The organism is Lentisphaera profundi, from assembly GCF_028728065.1.
GTDB classification, from domain to species: Bacteria; Verrucomicrobiota; Lentisphaeria; order Lentisphaerales; family Lentisphaeraceae; genus Lentisphaera; species Lentisphaera profundi.
Genome location: NZ_CP117811.1, coordinates 62,225 through 80,120 on the forward strand (window position 1 = coordinate 62,225; position 17,896 = coordinate 80,120).

At 41.2% G+C, this 17,896-nt stretch carries 15 protein-coding genes and 1 tRNA gene; 7 read left to right on the top strand and 9 right to left on the bottom strand.

The window, feature by feature from the left end; genetic code table 11:
- Positions 1-79 precede the first annotated feature (79 nt).
- A tRNA-Ser gene (locus PQO03_RS00250) sits at positions 80-167 on the bottom strand.
- 89 nt (positions 168-256) lie between these two features.
- Here PQO03_RS00250 and PQO03_RS00255 point away from each other — a divergent pair.
- From PQO03_RS00255 to PQO03_RS00280, 6 genes are all read left to right on the top strand, one after another.
- A complete protein-coding gene (locus PQO03_RS00255) occupies positions 257-958 on the top strand; it encodes a hypothetical protein (RefSeq protein ID WP_274150464.1) in 702 nt (233 codons plus the stop codon).
- Positions 955-1,851 (top strand): 50S ribosomal protein L11 methyltransferase, encoded by an 897-nt coding sequence (locus tag PQO03_RS00260; RefSeq protein WP_274150465.1) that lies wholly within the window; start codon positions 955-957, stop codon positions 1,849-1,851. Before PQO03_RS00255 ends, PQO03_RS00260 begins: the two co-directional genes overlap by 4 nt.
- The gene (locus PQO03_RS00265; RefSeq protein ID WP_274150466.1) at positions 1,824-2,549 is read left to right on the top strand and encodes an NlpC/P60 family protein; all 726 of its coding nucleotides are present in this window, start codon (positions 1,824-1,826) and stop codon (positions 2,547-2,549) included. The genes PQO03_RS00260 and PQO03_RS00265 overlap by 28 nt, the downstream gene beginning before the upstream one ends.
- A gap of 287 nt (positions 2,550-2,836) precedes the next feature.
- Positions 2,837-3,799, top strand: coding sequence for a transposase (locus PQO03_RS00270; protein WP_274150467.1), 963 nt, complete (start codon positions 2,837-2,839; stop codon positions 3,797-3,799).
- Positions 3,800-4,212: 413 nt separating this feature from the next.
- The gene (locus tag PQO03_RS00275) at positions 4,213-5,286 is read left to right on the top strand and encodes a sugar kinase (RefSeq protein WP_420792869.1); all 1,074 of its coding nucleotides are present in this window, start codon (positions 4,213-4,215) and stop codon (positions 5,284-5,286) included.
- Between the two features lie 136 nt (positions 5,287-5,422).
- Entirely contained in the window at positions 5,423-5,716 is a 294-nt protein-coding gene (locus PQO03_RS00280; RefSeq protein ID WP_274150469.1) for a hypothetical protein, read from the top strand.
- A gap of 89 nt (positions 5,717-5,805) precedes the next feature.
- On the opposite strand, the gene PQO03_RS00285 is transcribed toward PQO03_RS00280, so the two are convergent.
- Together PQO03_RS00285 and PQO03_RS00290 are read right to left on the bottom strand one after the other, a co-directional pair.
- Complete coding sequence (locus PQO03_RS00285) at positions 5,806-6,669, bottom strand: N-acetylmuramoyl-L-alanine amidase (RefSeq protein WP_274150470.1); 864 nt, start codon at positions 6,667-6,669, stop codon at positions 5,806-5,808.
- A 61-nt stretch (positions 6,670-6,730) separates the two neighbouring features.
- On the bottom strand, positions 6,731-7,867 hold the full coding sequence (locus PQO03_RS00290) for a MalY/PatB family protein (protein ID WP_274150471.1): 1,137 nt from the start codon (positions 7,865-7,867) through the stop codon (positions 6,731-6,733).
- A gap of 76 nt (positions 7,868-7,943) precedes the next feature.
- On the opposite strand from PQO03_RS00290, the gene PQO03_RS00295 reads away from it, so the two are divergent.
- Entirely contained in the window at positions 7,944-8,942 is a 999-nt protein-coding gene (locus tag PQO03_RS00295; RefSeq protein ID WP_274150472.1) for a ribonuclease Z, read from the top strand.
- 367 nt (positions 8,943-9,309) lie between these two features.
- On the opposite strand, the gene PQO03_RS00300 is transcribed toward PQO03_RS00295, so the two are convergent.
- From PQO03_RS00300 to PQO03_RS00325, 6 genes are all read right to left on the bottom strand, one after another.
- The gene (locus PQO03_RS00300) at positions 9,310-10,410 is read right to left on the bottom strand and encodes a protein kinase (RefSeq protein WP_274150473.1); all 1,101 of its coding nucleotides are present in this window, start codon (positions 10,408-10,410) and stop codon (positions 9,310-9,312) included.
- 372 nt (positions 10,411-10,782) lie between these two features.
- Entirely contained in the window at positions 10,783-14,418 is a 3,636-nt protein-coding gene (locus tag PQO03_RS00305) for a PVC-type heme-binding CxxCH protein (protein WP_274150474.1), read from the bottom strand.
- A 128-nt stretch (positions 14,419-14,546) separates the two neighbouring features.
- Positions 14,547-15,887, bottom strand: coding sequence for an NPCBM/NEW2 domain-containing protein (locus PQO03_RS00310; RefSeq protein ID WP_274150475.1), 1,341 nt, complete (start codon positions 15,885-15,887; stop codon positions 14,547-14,549).
- Entirely contained in the window at positions 15,884-16,423 is a 540-nt protein-coding gene (locus PQO03_RS00315) for an RNA polymerase sigma factor (RefSeq protein ID WP_274150476.1), read from the bottom strand. Before PQO03_RS00315 ends, PQO03_RS00310 begins: the two co-directional genes overlap by 4 nt.
- A 93-nt stretch (positions 16,424-16,516) precedes the next feature.
- Positions 16,517-17,110 carry a hypothetical protein gene (locus PQO03_RS00320; protein WP_274150477.1) on the bottom strand — a complete coding sequence of 198 codons (594 nt, stop codon included), beginning with the start codon at positions 17,108-17,110 and terminating at the stop codon, positions 16,517-16,519.
- Between the two features lie 4 nt (positions 17,111-17,114).
- On the bottom strand, positions 17,115-17,756 hold the full coding sequence (locus PQO03_RS00325) for a CpXC domain-containing protein (protein WP_274150478.1): 642 nt from the start codon (positions 17,754-17,756) through the stop codon (positions 17,115-17,117).
- Between the last annotated feature and the right edge of the window lie 140 nt (positions 17,757-17,896).

Below are 17,896 nucleotides of genomic sequence, written 5' to 3' on the forward strand. Positions count from 1 at the left end.
AATTATGGAATCAAGATTAGAGGACTTCAGTTTAGTCAGTCTAAGTTTGAGAGGGAGGAGAGGTCTTAAAGTAAAAGAATGGCGGAGAGAGAGAGATTCGAACTCTCGGTACCTTGCGGTACACACGCTTTCCAAGCGAGCACGTTCAGCCACTCCGTCACCTCTCCGCATAAAGCTTAGTAATAAGCTGTTCAGATAGTAATGTAGCTTTATTGTATTGCAAGTTAAAATAATAGGATTTGTAGAGGACTTTATCATGGGAAATATTGAGCAGTTAATTAATGATTTGGGAAATTTTAAGTTACGATTTAAGGCTCGACGAGCGCTCGGGGGCTTTGCGCAGGAAGACGTTTGTCCTGCCTTACTGAATTACCTTAAACAGAGTGACAATAATATCAATGGTGCATGGGCAGCGCTTCAGGTCTTGAAAAAGTTTCGCTATGCAGATGTTTTGGGTGATTTGCCTAGCTTAGCAGAAGCTTACCCTTCTTTAATATGGGATATTCGCGACCTCGAAGAGATTATCACAGGTAAAAAAGCAAGCGATGCCCTCGCGGCTCTGGAGACGAACCTCAACCCCTTCGCTGAATTGCGAACTTTGTTGGGGATCGATTTGCTGAGTTTCAGTGATAAGGGCGGTTTTTATTCTTTTGTGTTAAAGACTGATTTAACTCGCAAGCATGAAATGATTTTAATTGAAGAAGAAAACTTTTATCATATTTATACTGAGTGTGGCGTGGCGGATGAAGAAATATCCGGACAATTGGCCGCCTTAAATGAAAATCTCGATTTAGGTGAATTGAAAATTGAAAGCAAAGAAGATGGCGAGTCAGCTTTAAGCTTGCATTACTCCATAACGCGGGAATCTTCGGCCATTGAACAGGAAAAAGTCCTTCGTCGCTTAGCTCAAGTGGCAGATGGACTCGAGAAACAGCTTAGTGATAAGGATCTAATATGAGCACCCCCCAAGAAATTCTTTATGTTGTCACACTCATGACTAATTCAGCCATGGGCGAACTGTTGGATGAAATGCTTCCCGTTGAGGAACTCTACCCGACTTCGTATTTTGATAAAGATGATGATTTAGCTCGTATGTCATTGTACTATGAAACAGCCGCTGAACGTGACCAAGTCCACGTTCGCTTAGAAAAAGCTTTAGCCAATTGGTCCGATTTCATTGATATTGATGAAGTGGATATTATTGCACAAGAAGTTTTACGTGAAGATTGGTCAGAAACCTGGAAAAAGTTTTTTCATACCGTGAAAGTATCCGATCGCATTGTGATAAAACCTTCTTGGGAAGAATATGAAATTCAAGAAGCAGATGAAGTGATTGTAGAAATTGACCCAGGCATGAGTTTTGGGACAGGCAATCATGGCACAACCAAGGCCTGCTTACAGTTTATCGATCAGGCCTCAGCACTTCAGACGGGCATGTCTTTTTTAGATGCGGGTTGTGGTTCGGGTATTTTGTCATTGGCCGCAGATAGCTTGGGCTGTAGCCCTGTAGAAGCGTTTGATTATGACCCCGAGGCCGTCGCTTGTACCAAGCGTCATTTTGAAGCTATTAACGCTTCGGATCGGATCGATGTTTTTCAGGCCGACTTAACGACTTTAGAATTGGCTAAGCAGTACGATATTATTGCCGCCAATATCTTGGCACCAGTTTTACTCGGCGCCTCAGATAAGTTGATGAATCACCTGAAAAAGGGTAAAGATTCACGCTTGATTTTAGCGGGTATTTTGACGGAACAATACCCCGAAATCAAATCGCATTTTGAGGGCTTAGGCCTCGAAGAATTGCGATCTGCGCAAATAGATGAATGGACCAGCGGAGTCTTCAAATTCTGAAGATAGAAAAGAAGCAAGTACTCATTATTGGACTACTTGCTTGTTCTTGTACCATTTTTTATTTCCAAGCTATTAATAGTAAATTCTACAATTTAGCTTTTATCATTTTAAGTCTAAATTTTTATAGCTATCTAACTTACCTCAGTAAGAAAGTCATGAAGTGGGCTCTCTTATGTGTACTGCTAACGGTAATTATTTTTACTTTGAGTCCAGCAAAAAAAATTGACACAGCAGAACTTAAACGTACTTACCTTTCCAAACTACCCAACTATGAAGGCGTTAGTTATGTTTGGGGAGGTGAAAATAGTCTCGGTATTGATTGTTCCGGTTTGGCTCGCAGGGCTTACCGAGATGCTCTGTTTACTTATACTTTAAAAAATCTTAATAGTGGTGCCTTACGAGAGTTTTTAGCTAATTGGTGGTGGGATTCTTCTGCCGAAGCCATGAGTCAAGGCTATCGTGATTATTTGAAGCCTATAGGTCTAGATGGGACGATAAAAACCCTGCATTATGAAAACCTGGAACCAGGTGATATTGCGATCACAGCAGATGGAGTGCACATGCTCGTATATTTGGGAGAGGAACTCTGGATTCAAGCTGATCCAGTCGCAGAAAAAGTAATTATACGCAATGGCATCGAAGACAAGAACTCCTGGTTCGATGATCAGGTGAAGATCTACCGTTGGTCAAGGATTTAGACTAAGGCCTGTCCTTTGGAGGTGTGTGGCTTAGACACTTGTAGTTTTTCAAGAAGGCCTGCCCACTCTTATAAGCCAGGTAGGTAGTCCACTCTTTAGAGTGCCGAATTACTAAATCAATATAATAACCCGCCTATTCAAGGATTTAGACTAAGGCCTGTCCTTTGGAGGTGTGTGGTTTAGACTCTTGTGGAAATGGATGGGAGCAGCATTAATTCTACAATTATAATTTTTGCTTTTGATCAAGGGAGCTTTTATATTACTTGTACTTTGGAAAGGAGATAGTTATGGCTCACAATCGTGTAAAGGAAAGTTGTTCGGATCAGTCAGTTTATTATTTGGTGACGAATCGCATAGCTGGCGGTCGAATGTTATTCAAAGATCAGGAAAAACAGAAGCTGAAATCTTTGTTATTTGCGGGATGCACAAGGTTTAGTTATCAGGTGATTGATTATGTTTTTATGGATAATCATTTTCATTTATTGATCAAGATTCCGGCTACGAATGAAATGGATAAAATAGAATTATTACAGCGTTATCGACTTCATAAGAAAAACGAAGAAGTAAAATTTATTAACTCAACACAAAGGGAAGAATTCAGGGAAAAGATTCACGATATTTCATTCATTATTGGTAATTTTGAGCAACGATTCGTTCAATGGTTCAATAAAGTACATTCATCGTGGGGGCGCTTGTTTGGCCAAAGGTTTGACTCGGAAATGATTGAGGTTTCGGCTCATTCGGATTCTCTGCTTCGGGTCATGGCCTACATCTCTTTAAATCCAGTTCGAGCCGAAATTGTTTCAGATCCAAAAGACTTTCATTTCTGCGCTTATTCAGATCGTTTAGCAGGCGGAGATATAGGGAAATCAGATCATGAGTTCTTTGACTTGTTTTGTCGTGGAATTGAAGCTAAGGACATCAGAGATAAGCAAAAGCATTTCAGACAGGTGTTTAGAGCTTATATGCTTGGCTTACGTCGTTACCAGAGTGTTGATTCTCAGACTCTCGCTGAATTCTTCAGAGAAGTGAATTTATCTGAGCAACTCGCTTGGGATGATCTTTTTATACATAAATGCAGATTCTTTACTAAGTGTTTGGTCATAGGGTCCGAGGCTTTCGTTCGGAATAAACTAACCAAGTTCTCAGCTAAGATGAAATGGAAAAGAGTTCATGAGCCCTATACGGAGGATGAATGGAATGATATTTATTCACTCAAGCCTAGGCGACGGCAGGCTTCCGCTGATTAGAGAATGTTAAACACCCCCATAAAAACCAACACAGATTTTAAATACAAGATAGCTTCCCAACTGTCTTGAGTGCTTCGTTTTCATTTTAGCTGAGTTTGTACTCTATCGACTAAAATAAAGTTGAATTTTTGATCTCATTACCAGCTAAAAAGGGGGGGGGGCTTGCTTGTTGCGTTCATTTAGACCTTCTAAAAACGAAAAAAAAGCCTCATTTTGAAATTCTTTTAAATCAGCCTTTGACTAAGGCCTGTCCTTTATAAAGGGCGTTATAAAGGGCGTTTAACTAAGGCCTGTCCTTTACAAAGGGCGTTCTTTAATTTTAAAGATTTCTAGTTTTTATAAAATCCGATTTTATGGCTGTGGAAGTATATGTTTTTGTGAGTGTTAAGTTAATGAGCAGTTCATAATCAAGGATAAGTCACATGAAGATGAAAACTAAAGAAGTTTGCAGCTACGATATTCTCTCATTAGGCGAAGTTATGTTGCGCCTTGATTCTGGCGAGGAACGGGTGCGCAATACACGTCAATTCAAAGCTTGGGAGGGTGGAGGCGAGTATAATGTGGCACGAGGCCTGCATCGTTGTTTTAATCAGCGTGCGGCTATAGTCACTGCCCTAGCTGATAATGATATCGGATACTTGATCGAAGACCTCATCTACCAAGGTGGCGTGGATATGACTTATCTTAAGCACTTGCCGTCCGATGAGCGAGGGCTGCGTAATGGGCTCAATTTTACGGAACGAGGCTTTGGTTTCAGGTCATCGCTCGGGACGTCGGATCGTGGGGATACGGCGATCTCTCGTTTGAAGCCAGGCGATATTGATTGGCATAAAATATTTGGAAAAGACGGGGTGCGTTGGTTTCATACGGGAGGGGTCTTTGCCGCCTTATCTGATAGTTCAAAAGAAGTGGCATTAGAGGCGGTTAAAATTGCCAAGCAGTATGGTACGAAAGTCTCGTATGACCCTAATTATCGCGCTTCCCTTTGGAGTGATCGGGGTGGGGTTGAGGCTGCGCAAGAACTTAATCGAGAGATTAGTAATTATGCCGATGTGATTATGGGTATGAGTTTAGATAGTGCTATTATCGATCTCAATTTAAATAAATTGAATCAAAAGGAACTGACGAATATTTTTGAAAAAACGGCGGCTAAGTTCCCGGATTTAAAGGTAATTACTACGACTCTGCGCGAAGTGAAGAGTGCTACGATCAATGATTGGCGCGCCATTGCGTGGTCACCTGAGCAGGGCTTAGTGGAATCATCTCATTATAAGAATTTAGAGTTGTTGGATCGTGTGGGAGGTGGAGATAGCTTTGCCTCAGGTTTAATCTATGGACTCTTAAAAGGAGGGGCTTTGCAGGAGGCGGTGGATTATGGGGCGGCCCATGGTGTGCTGGCGATGACCACTCCAGGTGATACCTCAAGTGCACGACTGGATGAAGTCGAGCAAGTAATGAAAGGGGCCGGAGAAGCTGTCATTCGTTAAGGTGCTCGCCACTGCGGGGGAATATTTTTTATGAGGTCAAATTTTATATTTCTTAAGCGAAAAAGCCATTTGCCAATTTGTTAATATCGCTAAGTGTAAAAAGAAATTTTAAATATAAGGAATTTGAGGGCTAATTATGGCAAATACTACCGATATGATGATTAGTACTTTTTATGATGAAGAGGCAATTGAGTACATTAATAAGAAAACAGGATTGGATTTTCGTTGCACCTCAGATGGTGGCAAATGCGGAGGAACAAAAGCTTTATCTTTTGAGGTATACGGCTCCTGTCATAGGAGTATTGGAAGTGACGAGATTGAGCAATTGATTAAAGCTTTTAAAGAAGCTCCGTTCACATCGCCTGAATATGCGGTTTTGTTTATTGATGATGATAATCAATGTTTTAATGGACTAGTGACTCGTACTTGATTCACGAATAAAGGCCATTTATTTTCCTTCGAAAGGTCGCAGATTAATCTACCCTTGGTCAGAGTTTTAGGCTAAGTCGAAAATACGAATCACTTCTTTCGGTATTGAAGCAGCCATTTTTCTAGTTGGCGACCAGGGCATTCTGATTGTCCGAGGTGTTTGTGACCGTATACTTTGGTTGCAGGAAGTTGATACTTTTTGCGTAAGTAACCTAACATAGTGTTGAGGGAAGCGAGTTGTTTGCTATTGGGAAGCTTTTTATTGAAATCTCCAATAAGCGAAACACCGATGTTATTGGAGTTGGCACCACTGACATGAGCACCTTGGTATTTAATCGGACGGCCTTGGTATATAGTGCCATCACGACCAATGATATAGTGATAGCCAATCGAGGCCCAATTTTTCTTTTGGTGTGTTTTCTCAATGATATTGAGGTATGTAACATCACTCATTTTTGCTAAATTAGCGGGTGCAGTTGTGTGATGAACGGTAATTTTTTTAATATGTCCCATGGGGTTGACATTGCTCTTCATATTGTACTGACACCATTGACTACGGGGAACTACTTTCACTTGTCCCGGAAGGGTCGGTTTCTTTTTGGACTTTTTGTAGGGATTGTAGGCGCTATTGATATAGAGCTTTTGGTCGATATTTATAGTGCTAGATTTTAATTTATTTGTGCGAACAATGGAATTGACAGAACTACGGTAGCGTTTGGCTATAGCGGTTAAGGTTTCACCCTTTTTGACAATGTGAATTAAGTAATTCGGAGTGGCTTGAGTGGGTTCCTCTGGAGTAGGCTCTGGTGCATCGGGAAGTTTTATGGGCGCAGGAGGAGTTGGTATGGAGGGTGTGTAGGGCTTATGGACAGAAGAATTGGGACTGTAAGAACTTGTACAAGCATAGAGTAAATAGGCTAGTACAAGTAAACTAAAACATTTTATATATTTCATTCATCCCTCATATTTGATGCGGTGAACTTAACAGAGTTACAGAGATACACAAATGCAAATTTTAGCTTTCCTTGAGGCAATCAGAAATCCTAGCTAAAGCTTTTTCGAGGAGGCTTTTAGGGCAGGCGAAGTTTAAGCGCATAAAACCGTCGAGGCCAAAGTCTTTACCATCGGAAAGTCCCACCCCGGCAGCTTCCAAATATTTTGGGGGATTATTCAAACCACTCTTGCGAAAATCGATCCAAGCTAAATAGGTAGCTTCAGCCTTGATCATGGTGATTTTTCCTTGCTGAGTTTGAACAAAATCTTCGAGTCTACTTAGATTTTCTCTGAGGTAGTCAAGGACTTCCAAGCGCCAAGGTTCACCATCGCGATAAGCGGCTTCACCAGCAACTAAGCCCAATAAATTAGTTTCAGGAATTTTACCACGGCATTCACGGATAAATTTTCTACGAAGAGAATCATTGGGGATATAGGCGATGGAACAGCCCAAGCCAGCAATATTCCAGGTTTTACTAGGAGCCATGAGTGTAATGGACTGCTGAGCAATCTCGTCTGAGATGGTAGCGATGCTATGATGTACTTGCTTCTTATCTAAAATGAGGTCACAATGAACTTCATCTGAACAGAGAATAATATTGTTTTCTAGACATATTTTTGCGAGTTCGGCAAGTTCTTCTTTACTAAAACAAATCCCCACGGGGTTATGAGGATTACAAAGCAAAATTATTTTAGTTTTTTTGGTGATGGCCTCTCTGAGTTTTTGCATGTCTGGACGCCAATCATTCTCGTTTAAGGGAACTTGGACGGTTTTTGCGCCAGAGTTTACCGGTGCATAGAGAAAAGGAGGGTAAATCGGTGTGAAGGTAATGACTTCATCACCGGGTTGAGTGTAGGCACGGCACACGGCGTGTAAGGCACAAACGAGTCCCGGCAGCCAAAAGAGTTCACGAGCTTCGGGCTTTATTTGATGATGTTCATGAACGTAATCAATAAAAGTTTGATTGCAACGATCAGTTGCTTCAGAATAACCAAAGACGCCAAACTGAGCGGATTCAATAATTGCTTCGCTAATGCATGGAGCAGAAACAAAATCCATATCGGCAACCCACAGGGGAATGATGTCGGTATTTTTATATTTATCCCACTTATAGGATCCGGTATTTTGGCGATCGGGAAGGTAATCAAAATTAGTCATGCTTGAACTCGTGTATTTGTAAAGATGCGCAGTGTGTTTATTGTGTGAACAAAAGTATACAAGCAGAGGTATTATTTTGCAATTTCATTTCTTGGGGACTTCGGCAGGAAGCCCGACAATCGAGCGCAACGTTACGGCTTTGGGTTTCATGCCCCGAGGGCGTAAAAACTGGTGGTTGTTTGACTGTGGCGAAGGGACTCAACAAAGACTTTTACGATCGACTTTATCTCTGCCAAAGATGAATAAAATTTTCATTACTCACATGCATGGCGATCACTGTTATGGGCTTTTTGGTTTATTAACCAGTCGCGGATTAATGAGTGGTGGCGAAGAGGCTGTTCATATTTATGGTCCAAAAGGCATTAAAGAAATGATTCACACAGTTCTCAAACTGTCGTATGTAAATCTATCTGCGCCTTTAACATTTACTGAATTTGATGAGGCAGGTGAACTTTTTTCTGATGATGAATTTACTATTTCGAACGTGCGGCTCTCACATGATGTGCCTTCTTGGGGTTATGTCATTAAAGAAAAAGAACGCCCTGGAGTTTTTGATTCTGCTAAAGCGAAAGCCGATGGGATTGCCCCTGGACCGATTTACTCTCAGCTTAAAGATGGCGCGCAAATTACTCTTGACGATGGTCGAGAAATTGATGGTCGAGATTATGTCGGGAAAAGCCAAGAAGGAAGAACGGCACTCATTGGTGGAGATAATGATCGGCCCCAACTCTTTGGTGAGGCTTTAAATAAGGCAGCGGTGATGATTCATGAAGCGACTCATACTGAAGAAGCCTTGGCGAGCTTGAGTTTCAAGAGCCGCCATTCCACAGCGAAAAGAGTGGCTCTTATTGCAGCTGAGAACGAGGTTAAAAACCTTGTACTTACACATATTAGTCCGAGATTTCTAACGAAGCCGCGCAAGGGCATGAAGTGTGTGGATGAAATTGAAGATGAAGCGAAAGAAAATTTTGAAGGGCCATTGCACATGGCGCGTGATTATGATGTGTACGAACTTGATCGCGACTCAAAACTCAAGCTTATTGATAGCCGTTACCGAAAAGAGCGCCAGCGCTAGAAGTTTGTTGGTGATGAAATGTTCTTAAATAGAGAACTGATCAAATCCCCATTATTGTAAGGGAAAAAATTCTGTACTTACTGGGGGGACTTCGGGGCTTGGGGTATTCGAGCTAGCGCTAGCTATTAAGATAATGAGCAAAAAGAAGAGTCCTGCTAAGCAGGAAGTCATAATGCCAATAATCATAAAGAAGAATTGAGTTACTTTGAGTATTTTTTCGGTGTTGAGAGTCATATTTTTAAGGCCATTAATTAATTCTTTTACAAAATACTCTCATTTGTTTATTCTACCTGAGCTAATGAGAATTATTTCATGGCATAGGAATTGATACAATTATTCAGAATTAAGGCTTACTGTATGATTTATCTTAACGAAGATTTTGTCTGTGAAGGCGAGAGAAGTATTCTCGACATTTGGAAAAATTGGGCCTGTTTTCGGGATCTTGATCAATCATAAGTCGAACAAATGCCGGTAAGTTTTTGTCTTTAAATTCTTCTAGGTAGGTGATGCGCTCAATGAGTAGATTGTGTGGATTATTTTCTAAAAATGGGTACTCACCTGAAATAAAGGCTATCGCAAGAATCCCTAGTGAATAAACCGCAGATGCACGTGTATGAACTTTATTTAACACGGCTTCAGGAGCGAGAAAGTAAGGGGGGATAGCTTTGTTAATTTTCATGCGAGACAACAAAGATTCACGTAAACCATAGTCACAAAGCTTAGTGGTGCCATCCACAGTGAGCATGACATCAGAGGCTAAAAAAGCGCCATAACAACTATGGTCAGACAAGTCTTCAGCAATTTGGCAAATCTGGCTAAGTACTTGAGCCACTTGTTCTTTTGGCAAAGCTCCAAACTTGCTCAAGTAGAGGTTCATTCTATAAGACGCATTCTCACGGCTAATATAATAGGCACCATCATCCTCAGTATAATGCAGGGGAGAAAGATAATTGTTTACCTCAAGGACGGCATAATCTGTGAGGATATCTTTTAAGTTAGATAGCGACGCAGAGGTATCAATTTTTTCATAAACCACGACGTCGCCATAAAAATCGGTTTCTTTATTTTGAGCGCGAAAAATATTGATAAAGTCACTTTCATAAATGTGTTTATCATAGATGAATTTTTCTGTTTCAACTGGGACACGAAATTGACTGGAGCAATTGGGGCACTTTACTTTTTCAAAAAGAGTTTTGGTTTTAAAAAGATTCGTCCCTTCACACTGAGCGCAAGTAATATAGATTTGGTAAAGTTCTTCTGCTTGAGGAGCGTCACCTTCAGATGTATTAAAACGCTCGATGTTATTGCGAGTTTCTTGGCCAGGAAGTCGTAGGCTATTGGGGAGCATCATGTCAAGTTGAGTTTTACGCCTTTGCAAAGGAGGCAGTGTAGTATGCAGGTCGAGTCGTTTAAGCAGATCGCCTCGCGTATTTTTCTTGACTTGTTCTTGATTATCGGAATTATTCATATCGCCCCCTCTGTCCTCGTACAATTTTAAAATAAGTGTGTTAAGTCAAGAAGGTCCTTTTGTGGAACGGTTTCTTGATCATTCTATTTTGCATATAACTAAGTGACAAGAAAAATTGAGAAGTGCTACAAATCTTTAATTGTATTTAGGTGTGACTTACGGAAGAGGCTAAAATAATTAGTTAAAATTTAATATTTGAAACACGTAAAAAGATTATATTTAGATAATTATCAATGATTTATGGGATATGTGTAAGCTTATTATATAAGCTTATAATGAGATGATTTTTTCAGGATTTATGATAATTCAGCAATGAGATTGGCATCAATAAGATGTGTCGAAGATGGTTCGACACATCCTAATTAAACTTAGTTAAAGAGACTTAAGGTAAGCTGCGAGATCCGCAAAATCTTGGGCTTGAGTTAAGCCTAAGGCTTCGGGATAAAGCATCATTGAGTGCTTAACTTGTTTAACAGATTTTATGTAGCGCCAGGAGATTTTCTGAGTCGTACCACCGGCAGTTTTTATCACGAGGTAACTATCCGCACCTTTAATATTCACAAAATGCCAAGCACGTTCTGCACCACTTTTGACGAGTCCATCAATAACTTCCCCATTTTTGAGCAGAACTCTAGAGCTATAAAAACCATGAGCGATATCGGCATCTGGATTGATGATCGCATTGAGAATCTCATCGCTTGAACGTTGTTTCCCCCAGCCATTGAGCGATGGACCAAATGCTTGACCTTGATCGGCAATTTTATGGCACATTAAACAACGAGCTGAAATCAGTTTTCCTTTTTGTGGGTGGCCTTTTAATTTTTTAATTTCGGCGATAGCAGGAACGAGGCGTTTCTTAGGTGCGTCGGGATGAGTGTAAGGCATCGGGTTTCCTGGTTTCACAATATTAACTTTATCGGCAATAAGGTTGCGATCGATGAGACCATCCCATTTATTCCCATCTAAATTAATATTAAACCACATTTGTGCGTAGGCCTTCTCAGGAGTATTGAGTTCATAGATTTTGAGCATTGTTTCAGGAGCAAGAGCACCTTCAGTAAAGGCAATGGTATCAATTGCGAAACGACGTTGCTCTTCGTTTAGTTTAAGATCTTGAGCGCGGATCAATAAGGCGGGAATAGCTTGAGGTGGATGTAAGCGCCAAGTCATGTAAGTGAATTTTTCAGTCCATGATTCAGGAGCGTCATTTTTATTAATTAAGTTCCAGAAATCACTTTCAGAATAAGTAAGAGCTAAACCCATGGCTTCCATATAGGCACGGTCTTTACCATCCCATAAGTCATATAGAGTTTCTAAAATAGCTGATTTTTGCTTAAAGCTGTGATTGCGCAGTGAAGTCGCCAGTTCGCGACGCACGAGTGCCGAAGGATCAGAAGAAAGAGCTTGAGCATAGGCAAGGATTTCTTGATCTGCTCGACGTAAAGCTTTATAAGCAACGAGGCGAACTTGTGGATTATTCGATTTGAGAAGACTCTCACATTCTTTTAAACCTTGGGCACCTAAGAAAGGAAAGATCCAAATAGGGCGTAAACTAATCCAAGGGTTGGGATCATTGAGCATATTTTTTAATTCAGGAATGGCACTAGGCCCCTGTTTTTTGAGAGCTTCGATCGCAAGGAAACGCACGTTATCGGAGGGACTTTTGAGTAATTCAATTAAACCTTTAAGAGATTTGGTGTCTGGCTTTAGCGAAGGCACTTTCCAGTTCTTGGGTGCAATGCGGTAGATAGCACCTGCTAATTGCTCATCTTGGTCAGCGTGGCCACCAACGCGAGGGTCATACCAATCACTCACATAGAGCGCTCCATCGGCACCAATTTCAATATCTGAAGGACGGAAGTTATAAGCAGCAGCGGTATTTTTTGCTTTAAGTAAGTTGCCACGTTCGAGCTGATAAGTAGCGCCATTAGTTTTAGGAAAATACTTAAAAATAGTTCTTTGGCCGGCATCAGCAGCAAGATACATACCATTATACTTACTTGCGAGCGCGCCATTTTCATAAAAGGCGACACCTGTGGGAGCACCCGATCCGTATACGTCACCTGAAGGCATAAAGCCTGGATCTTCCTGTCTCCAATGAGCAACGGGAATGGACTGACCAGGGCGGCGGTCTGATTCCCAAGACAGTTTACCATTATGGGAAAAGAACCCCGCACTTCCATATTCTAAGACATGAGCATTTCTACAAGCGGGAGGATCATCATTATCACTTTGAAAGATTTCTCCCATGGAATTTACGGTATGCTCATGTGAGTTACGCATGTTGTGACCGACAATTTCCATTTGAGTACCATCTGGATTCATGCGAGCAATAAAGCCACCTACCCAAACGTGACCATCATCACTTTTTTGTCCTGATATTTTTAAGCTATCAGCAGGACCCTTACTTTTATACGATGATCCCACGCGAAAAGTTTTACCGGATTTGTCTGTTACTTGGGCGCCACAATTTCCTTGGTTAATATACCATTTTCCACTAGGTCCTGCAATAACAGAATGCAGAGAGTGATCGTGATTTTGACCGTTAAAGCCAGTAAGTAAAACTTCTTTTTTATCAATGGAAGGATCGAAAATTAAGTTATTATCGACATCGGTGTAGACTAAGAGATGGGGAGGTTGAGACACGACAATACGATTGCCAAAAACGGCTAAGCCAAGGGGGGCAATCAGTTCTTTATCTTGGACAAAGACATGACTTTTATCAGCTGTTCCATCCCCATTACTATCTTGTAAGACCATGACGCGATCACCTTTTGGCTCGCGACCGTTATTGCGCCTATAGTTCACTCCTTCGGTAAGCCACATACGACCGTGAGCATCCATATCCATCGCAATTGGGTTGCGGAGTTGCTTGGAATCTGCCCATAAAGTAATTTCGAGGTCTTCTGGAAGATCAAAATTTTCGATCGCAACATGAGGTTTAGTCACTTCTTCTTCTTCTTCTTCTTCTTCTTCTTTCTTGTTCGCGGCCTCTGCAGCTATTTTTTTGATGAGTGCGTAATGAGCTTTCTGATTGTAGTTAGGAGGATCAGCAGGACGTAACATCGGTTTGAGCGTTTTGAATTCGTCATCAGTAGGAACGGTAAGAGGCTGCCTCGGTTGGCTATCTAGATTTTCATTGAGTTGTTCTTGAGAGATATCGGTGGAGGCAATACCATCTTTAGGAACTTCAGAACGACTCACCCAAGCAATCGCATTGAGAACCATTTTTCTAAAACCAGGGATTGCCCAGTTACGGTGGTTGTGTCCACCAGTAAAGCCGACGCCACGGCCGGCAGTTTTAGGATCACGGCACCACATCAGCGTTTGCTTCTTGCCAAAACCATCATCGCCCACTTTGTGCCACAGGTTATTGTAAAGAGTTACATTTTCAGGCTTCAAAGTAGCTTGAGCAAGAGGGTAACAATCTTGGCATTGATCTTTACTAGGGAAACGCATGTTATAGTAAAATTCATCGTTAGCAATTATGGGTTTATTTATCCCTCTTGAAACGGGATGATCTGCTTTGGGGATTAATTCAGCGGTCCAATGTGGGTTGACGGAAAATCCTTTTTCAAAAAATCCACCAATCCAAGGAGTGAAGTAGTCCTGACCAATTTTCTTTGAGGGGTGAACACCATAATGAATAAACATGATGCCCATACCAGCTTTTACTTTTTTATCGAGCAGATCTAATTTTTCTTGAGTGAGGCGTCCGCCAGCATCGGCATAAATCACCACCGCAGCAGCATTATCAAATTCACTTTCGTCTTTGGGCCAAACATGAATTACTTTTGCATCGAAACCGGTATTAGATTTATTAAGTGCATCAGCCAAGATCATCGAGCCAGCACGATGTTCGTGTTGACCAGGACCATGACTTCTAGCACCTGCAAGAAAGAGAATCTTTTTTTGTTCAGCATAAGAAAAACTGGCCAACAAGAAAAATAAGAGGACGCTAAAGTTTCTAAGGGATACCTTGTTATGGAAAGATGAAAAATAAGTCAATGATGAACTCCGTTGGTTTAATTGAATTTTAAAGGGCTTGTTTACGACTTAGTCGCAGCAAAAGTGTGAATCTTGCGCAGCAACAAAAAGTTTTTTAAATTTAGAATTTTTCACCTAATGGACAGCAGCTAATAATGATGACGGCGAATTAACAAAGTTTTTAATTTCTTTTCAGGCATACTGGTATAGACCTCAAAATACATACTAGGGACTGGATTGCTGTGCTTTCGGTAGGCACCGCTATCTAAGAGTGCCCCCATTGCTTCAAATTGATCATAACCATCCGGGATATCCCAAGCGATAATGGAAGTCGCATGGGCCAAAATCCCCTGCTCATACAATTGCCCTTCCACTTTTAAGGGAGTCTGGTGTACACCCTGGTTAATAGTGATGCCATAGGCGCCTGATTTAGCAATATTCCAAGGGATTTCAGCCAGGCTTAAGGAGCCGGCAGGACCTTTAATGATGGGGGAAATCCATGCACCATGATCGAAGCGATTGTTATCACCACCATTACTCACCACGAGGTAGAGCTTTGACGCGCCTTTAATATCAACTTTTATCGGGACCATGTGATTAGGAGTCGTTAAGTCCACTAAAGGACTTTTATAGATGGGACGATCATTTTCAAGGGCTTTGAGTACTTGCCCTTGTTCGGTAGTCGCGTAATGCTGCGCTGAAACCATGACGGAGTTATGTCCATTATCAAAACGAACTGTGCCTTCTCGAACATCAAGTAAAGAGGATACATCTGATGAGGAAATTGAAAAAACAGTGCCCAAAACTTCTGCCGTAGAGTGCTCCGTGGTGACGAGCATTTTTTTCTTTTGAGGTTTTACGTCAGCGCTGATTTGTCCCGAAAAGAGCTCGATTTTCTTCTGCCCCTCAATTTCACTTAGGCGTACAAAAGAACTATCGAAAAAGGTCAGTGTTGAATCATCTAGATAACTTAGCTTAAGCTTACTTTTATCTTGAACGTAAATATGATCACCTGAAAAAAGCTCCGTACTTTCAGTAGGGTTGAGTTTCTCTTTGCCCCGAACAATAAAACTATAACCCTCTAAAGTCTTCACATGAGCCATTAAAGCAGGTTTTGTAGCGATCTTTAGCTCTGGATGAGCGGGTTGTTGAAACATGAAGAAAAAAGCGGGGATGAGTAATACTTGAGCAACTAAAGCAGGGATTAACCACTTAGGGAAACGCCGTGTTTTATCTTGATGTAGTTCTTCTAAAACGCGATTTTCTAAATCATTATCTTCACACTCTAATTTCGAAAGTACTTCTTGTTCTAAGTTGTCAGTTTTAGGATGCTGAGAAAGCTTGAGTAGACCTTTGATTTCGAGGGCAGCAGAGGCCTCGCTACGAAAATCATTATCCTCTTCTAAAAGTTGTAAAAACTCATTGAGTTCATTTTCGCTGAGTTCATCATCTTGATAACGTTCTATTAATTGTATTTGATGCTGATTCATGATAATTCTATACAGGTTTTGAGTTTTTTCTTCAGGCGGAAAAGCTTAGAGCTTATGGCATTTTCACTGCTATTGAGTCTCTCGGCTAAACCCATCACGGTCTCAGAATTAAAGTAACGTGATTTAATAATTTCTTTGGCGTCAAGGGGTAGTTTTTCGAGGCAGCTAAGCAGGCTTGCAAGTCGCTCTGGCCCTGGAAGTGAAAGCTTGTCATCTTCCTGAGCTAAGACATTTTGTATCTCTTCTTGATAAGTGGCTTTGAGGTTGCTTTGAGAGTACGATCGACGCATATGGTCAGCTAGTTTGAAGCGACTTATGCTGAGTAACCAAGTTTTAAATTGGCTCTGGCCGTTAAATTTATCTAAGGAACGGTAGGCGGCCACAAAGATTTCTTGGGAAATATCTTCTACAGCATGATAGTCATTGAGGCGCGATAAAAGAAAGGCACGGACCGAGGGCGCTAGCTCACGTATGATCAAGCGGTAGGCTTCCGTATCGCCTTGACGACTTTTTGAAAGTAAAGAGTTTATGTCCATCAGCATTTCTCGATTAATTTTGTAGGTACACTAGGTATTCTACAAGCTTAGTCGAGCTAGGGGTAGTTATCTTGCGCTATCTTGATGGATAATCTACGACTTTTTCTTTCCTTGACTAAAGAGTCCAGCGGCAGTCAGTATAACAAATAAACTGAGCCAGATAATATGAAAGGTTTTTGATTGCGATGTCAGCAAGTCTTGATCCAAAATATCATGAAGAGATAAAATCAGAAAGAAACTATGGGTGAATAAAGCAGCACCGTAAATCGAGGTGATCAGTACAACCACTTTATCTTTCATCATCGCGGCAATCATGCCAAAAAAGAGTGAAAGCGTTGCGGTGGCGGCAAAAGGAAGCCAGTTAGGATCATCAGGAACAAAACTCTGTATGGAAGGATAGAGCATAAAGGCAACAGATGAGCCTAAAATAAAGGTGGCGGCAGAATGTACGACTTTGGAGAGCCAAAGACCAAAAATGGCTGCGATCGCCGCAATTGTACAGGGAATCCATAAAACGTTTTCATCGATCTGAAGTCCGAGTAACCAACCCAATAAACCCAAACTCAAAGCACAGCCAATAGCTAACAAGGCCTTGAACATTTTTAGGCCTTTGAAAATGAACAAAAGCGAAAGCAGGGGAAGGGTGTAGATGATCCAAGAATCTAGCTGATCGATGATCGTTTCCATGAAATTACTGATCTACAAGGCGTTCGACTTGCACATAGAGGCCAGGAAAAATTGTGTCGGGATCAAATTCCTGGTGCTCATCATCGATAAATTGCTTATAAACTTCCATGGGGATGGAGAGCGTTTTTTCTGCATTGCCTGCCTGGCGTGTCATCATCGTGAACTCAAGGTGATCGGGATTAGTCGTGTTGAAATCATAGTAAAGGTCCTGCAAGGGCCATACGACATCGCCATTACGATACATAATGAATTTCACATATTCCATAATACGGTCATCAATATTATTGATATAAGCAGCAATTTTTTCGATGAACTGATTGCGGTCGAGGACTAATCTGGCTTCAGGGTCGAGTTCTGGAGGAAGTTCCGACGCCATTTCATCGAGGACAATTTGCATTTGTTTTTCAGTTTCGCGCCAATCCTCGCCTTCAGTGCGGGGTTTGTAAAAGATGATATATTGACCATCATCACTACGGAAAGTTATGGGAGTTTGAACGTGAAATTCAATCGCACAGGCGGGACAATTTACACGGTTGAGTGAACCTTCAAAGAGTTCTTGTATAGCAGAACTTTGTTCGTGAATTGAATCGACGACTTCGTATTCAATAGTGGTTTCGCAATTGGGACAGCTAATTTGATTTTCCATAGAGTGTGATCGGGGCTTAGTTGTTATTAAAATTAATATATTCCTAATATGTATGAATGAGGTGAAAATTAAAGGACTCACTTCGAGAATTTTGTGAGTCCTTGTATCAGCAAAGATTTTATGGTATCTTAAGTAATTGA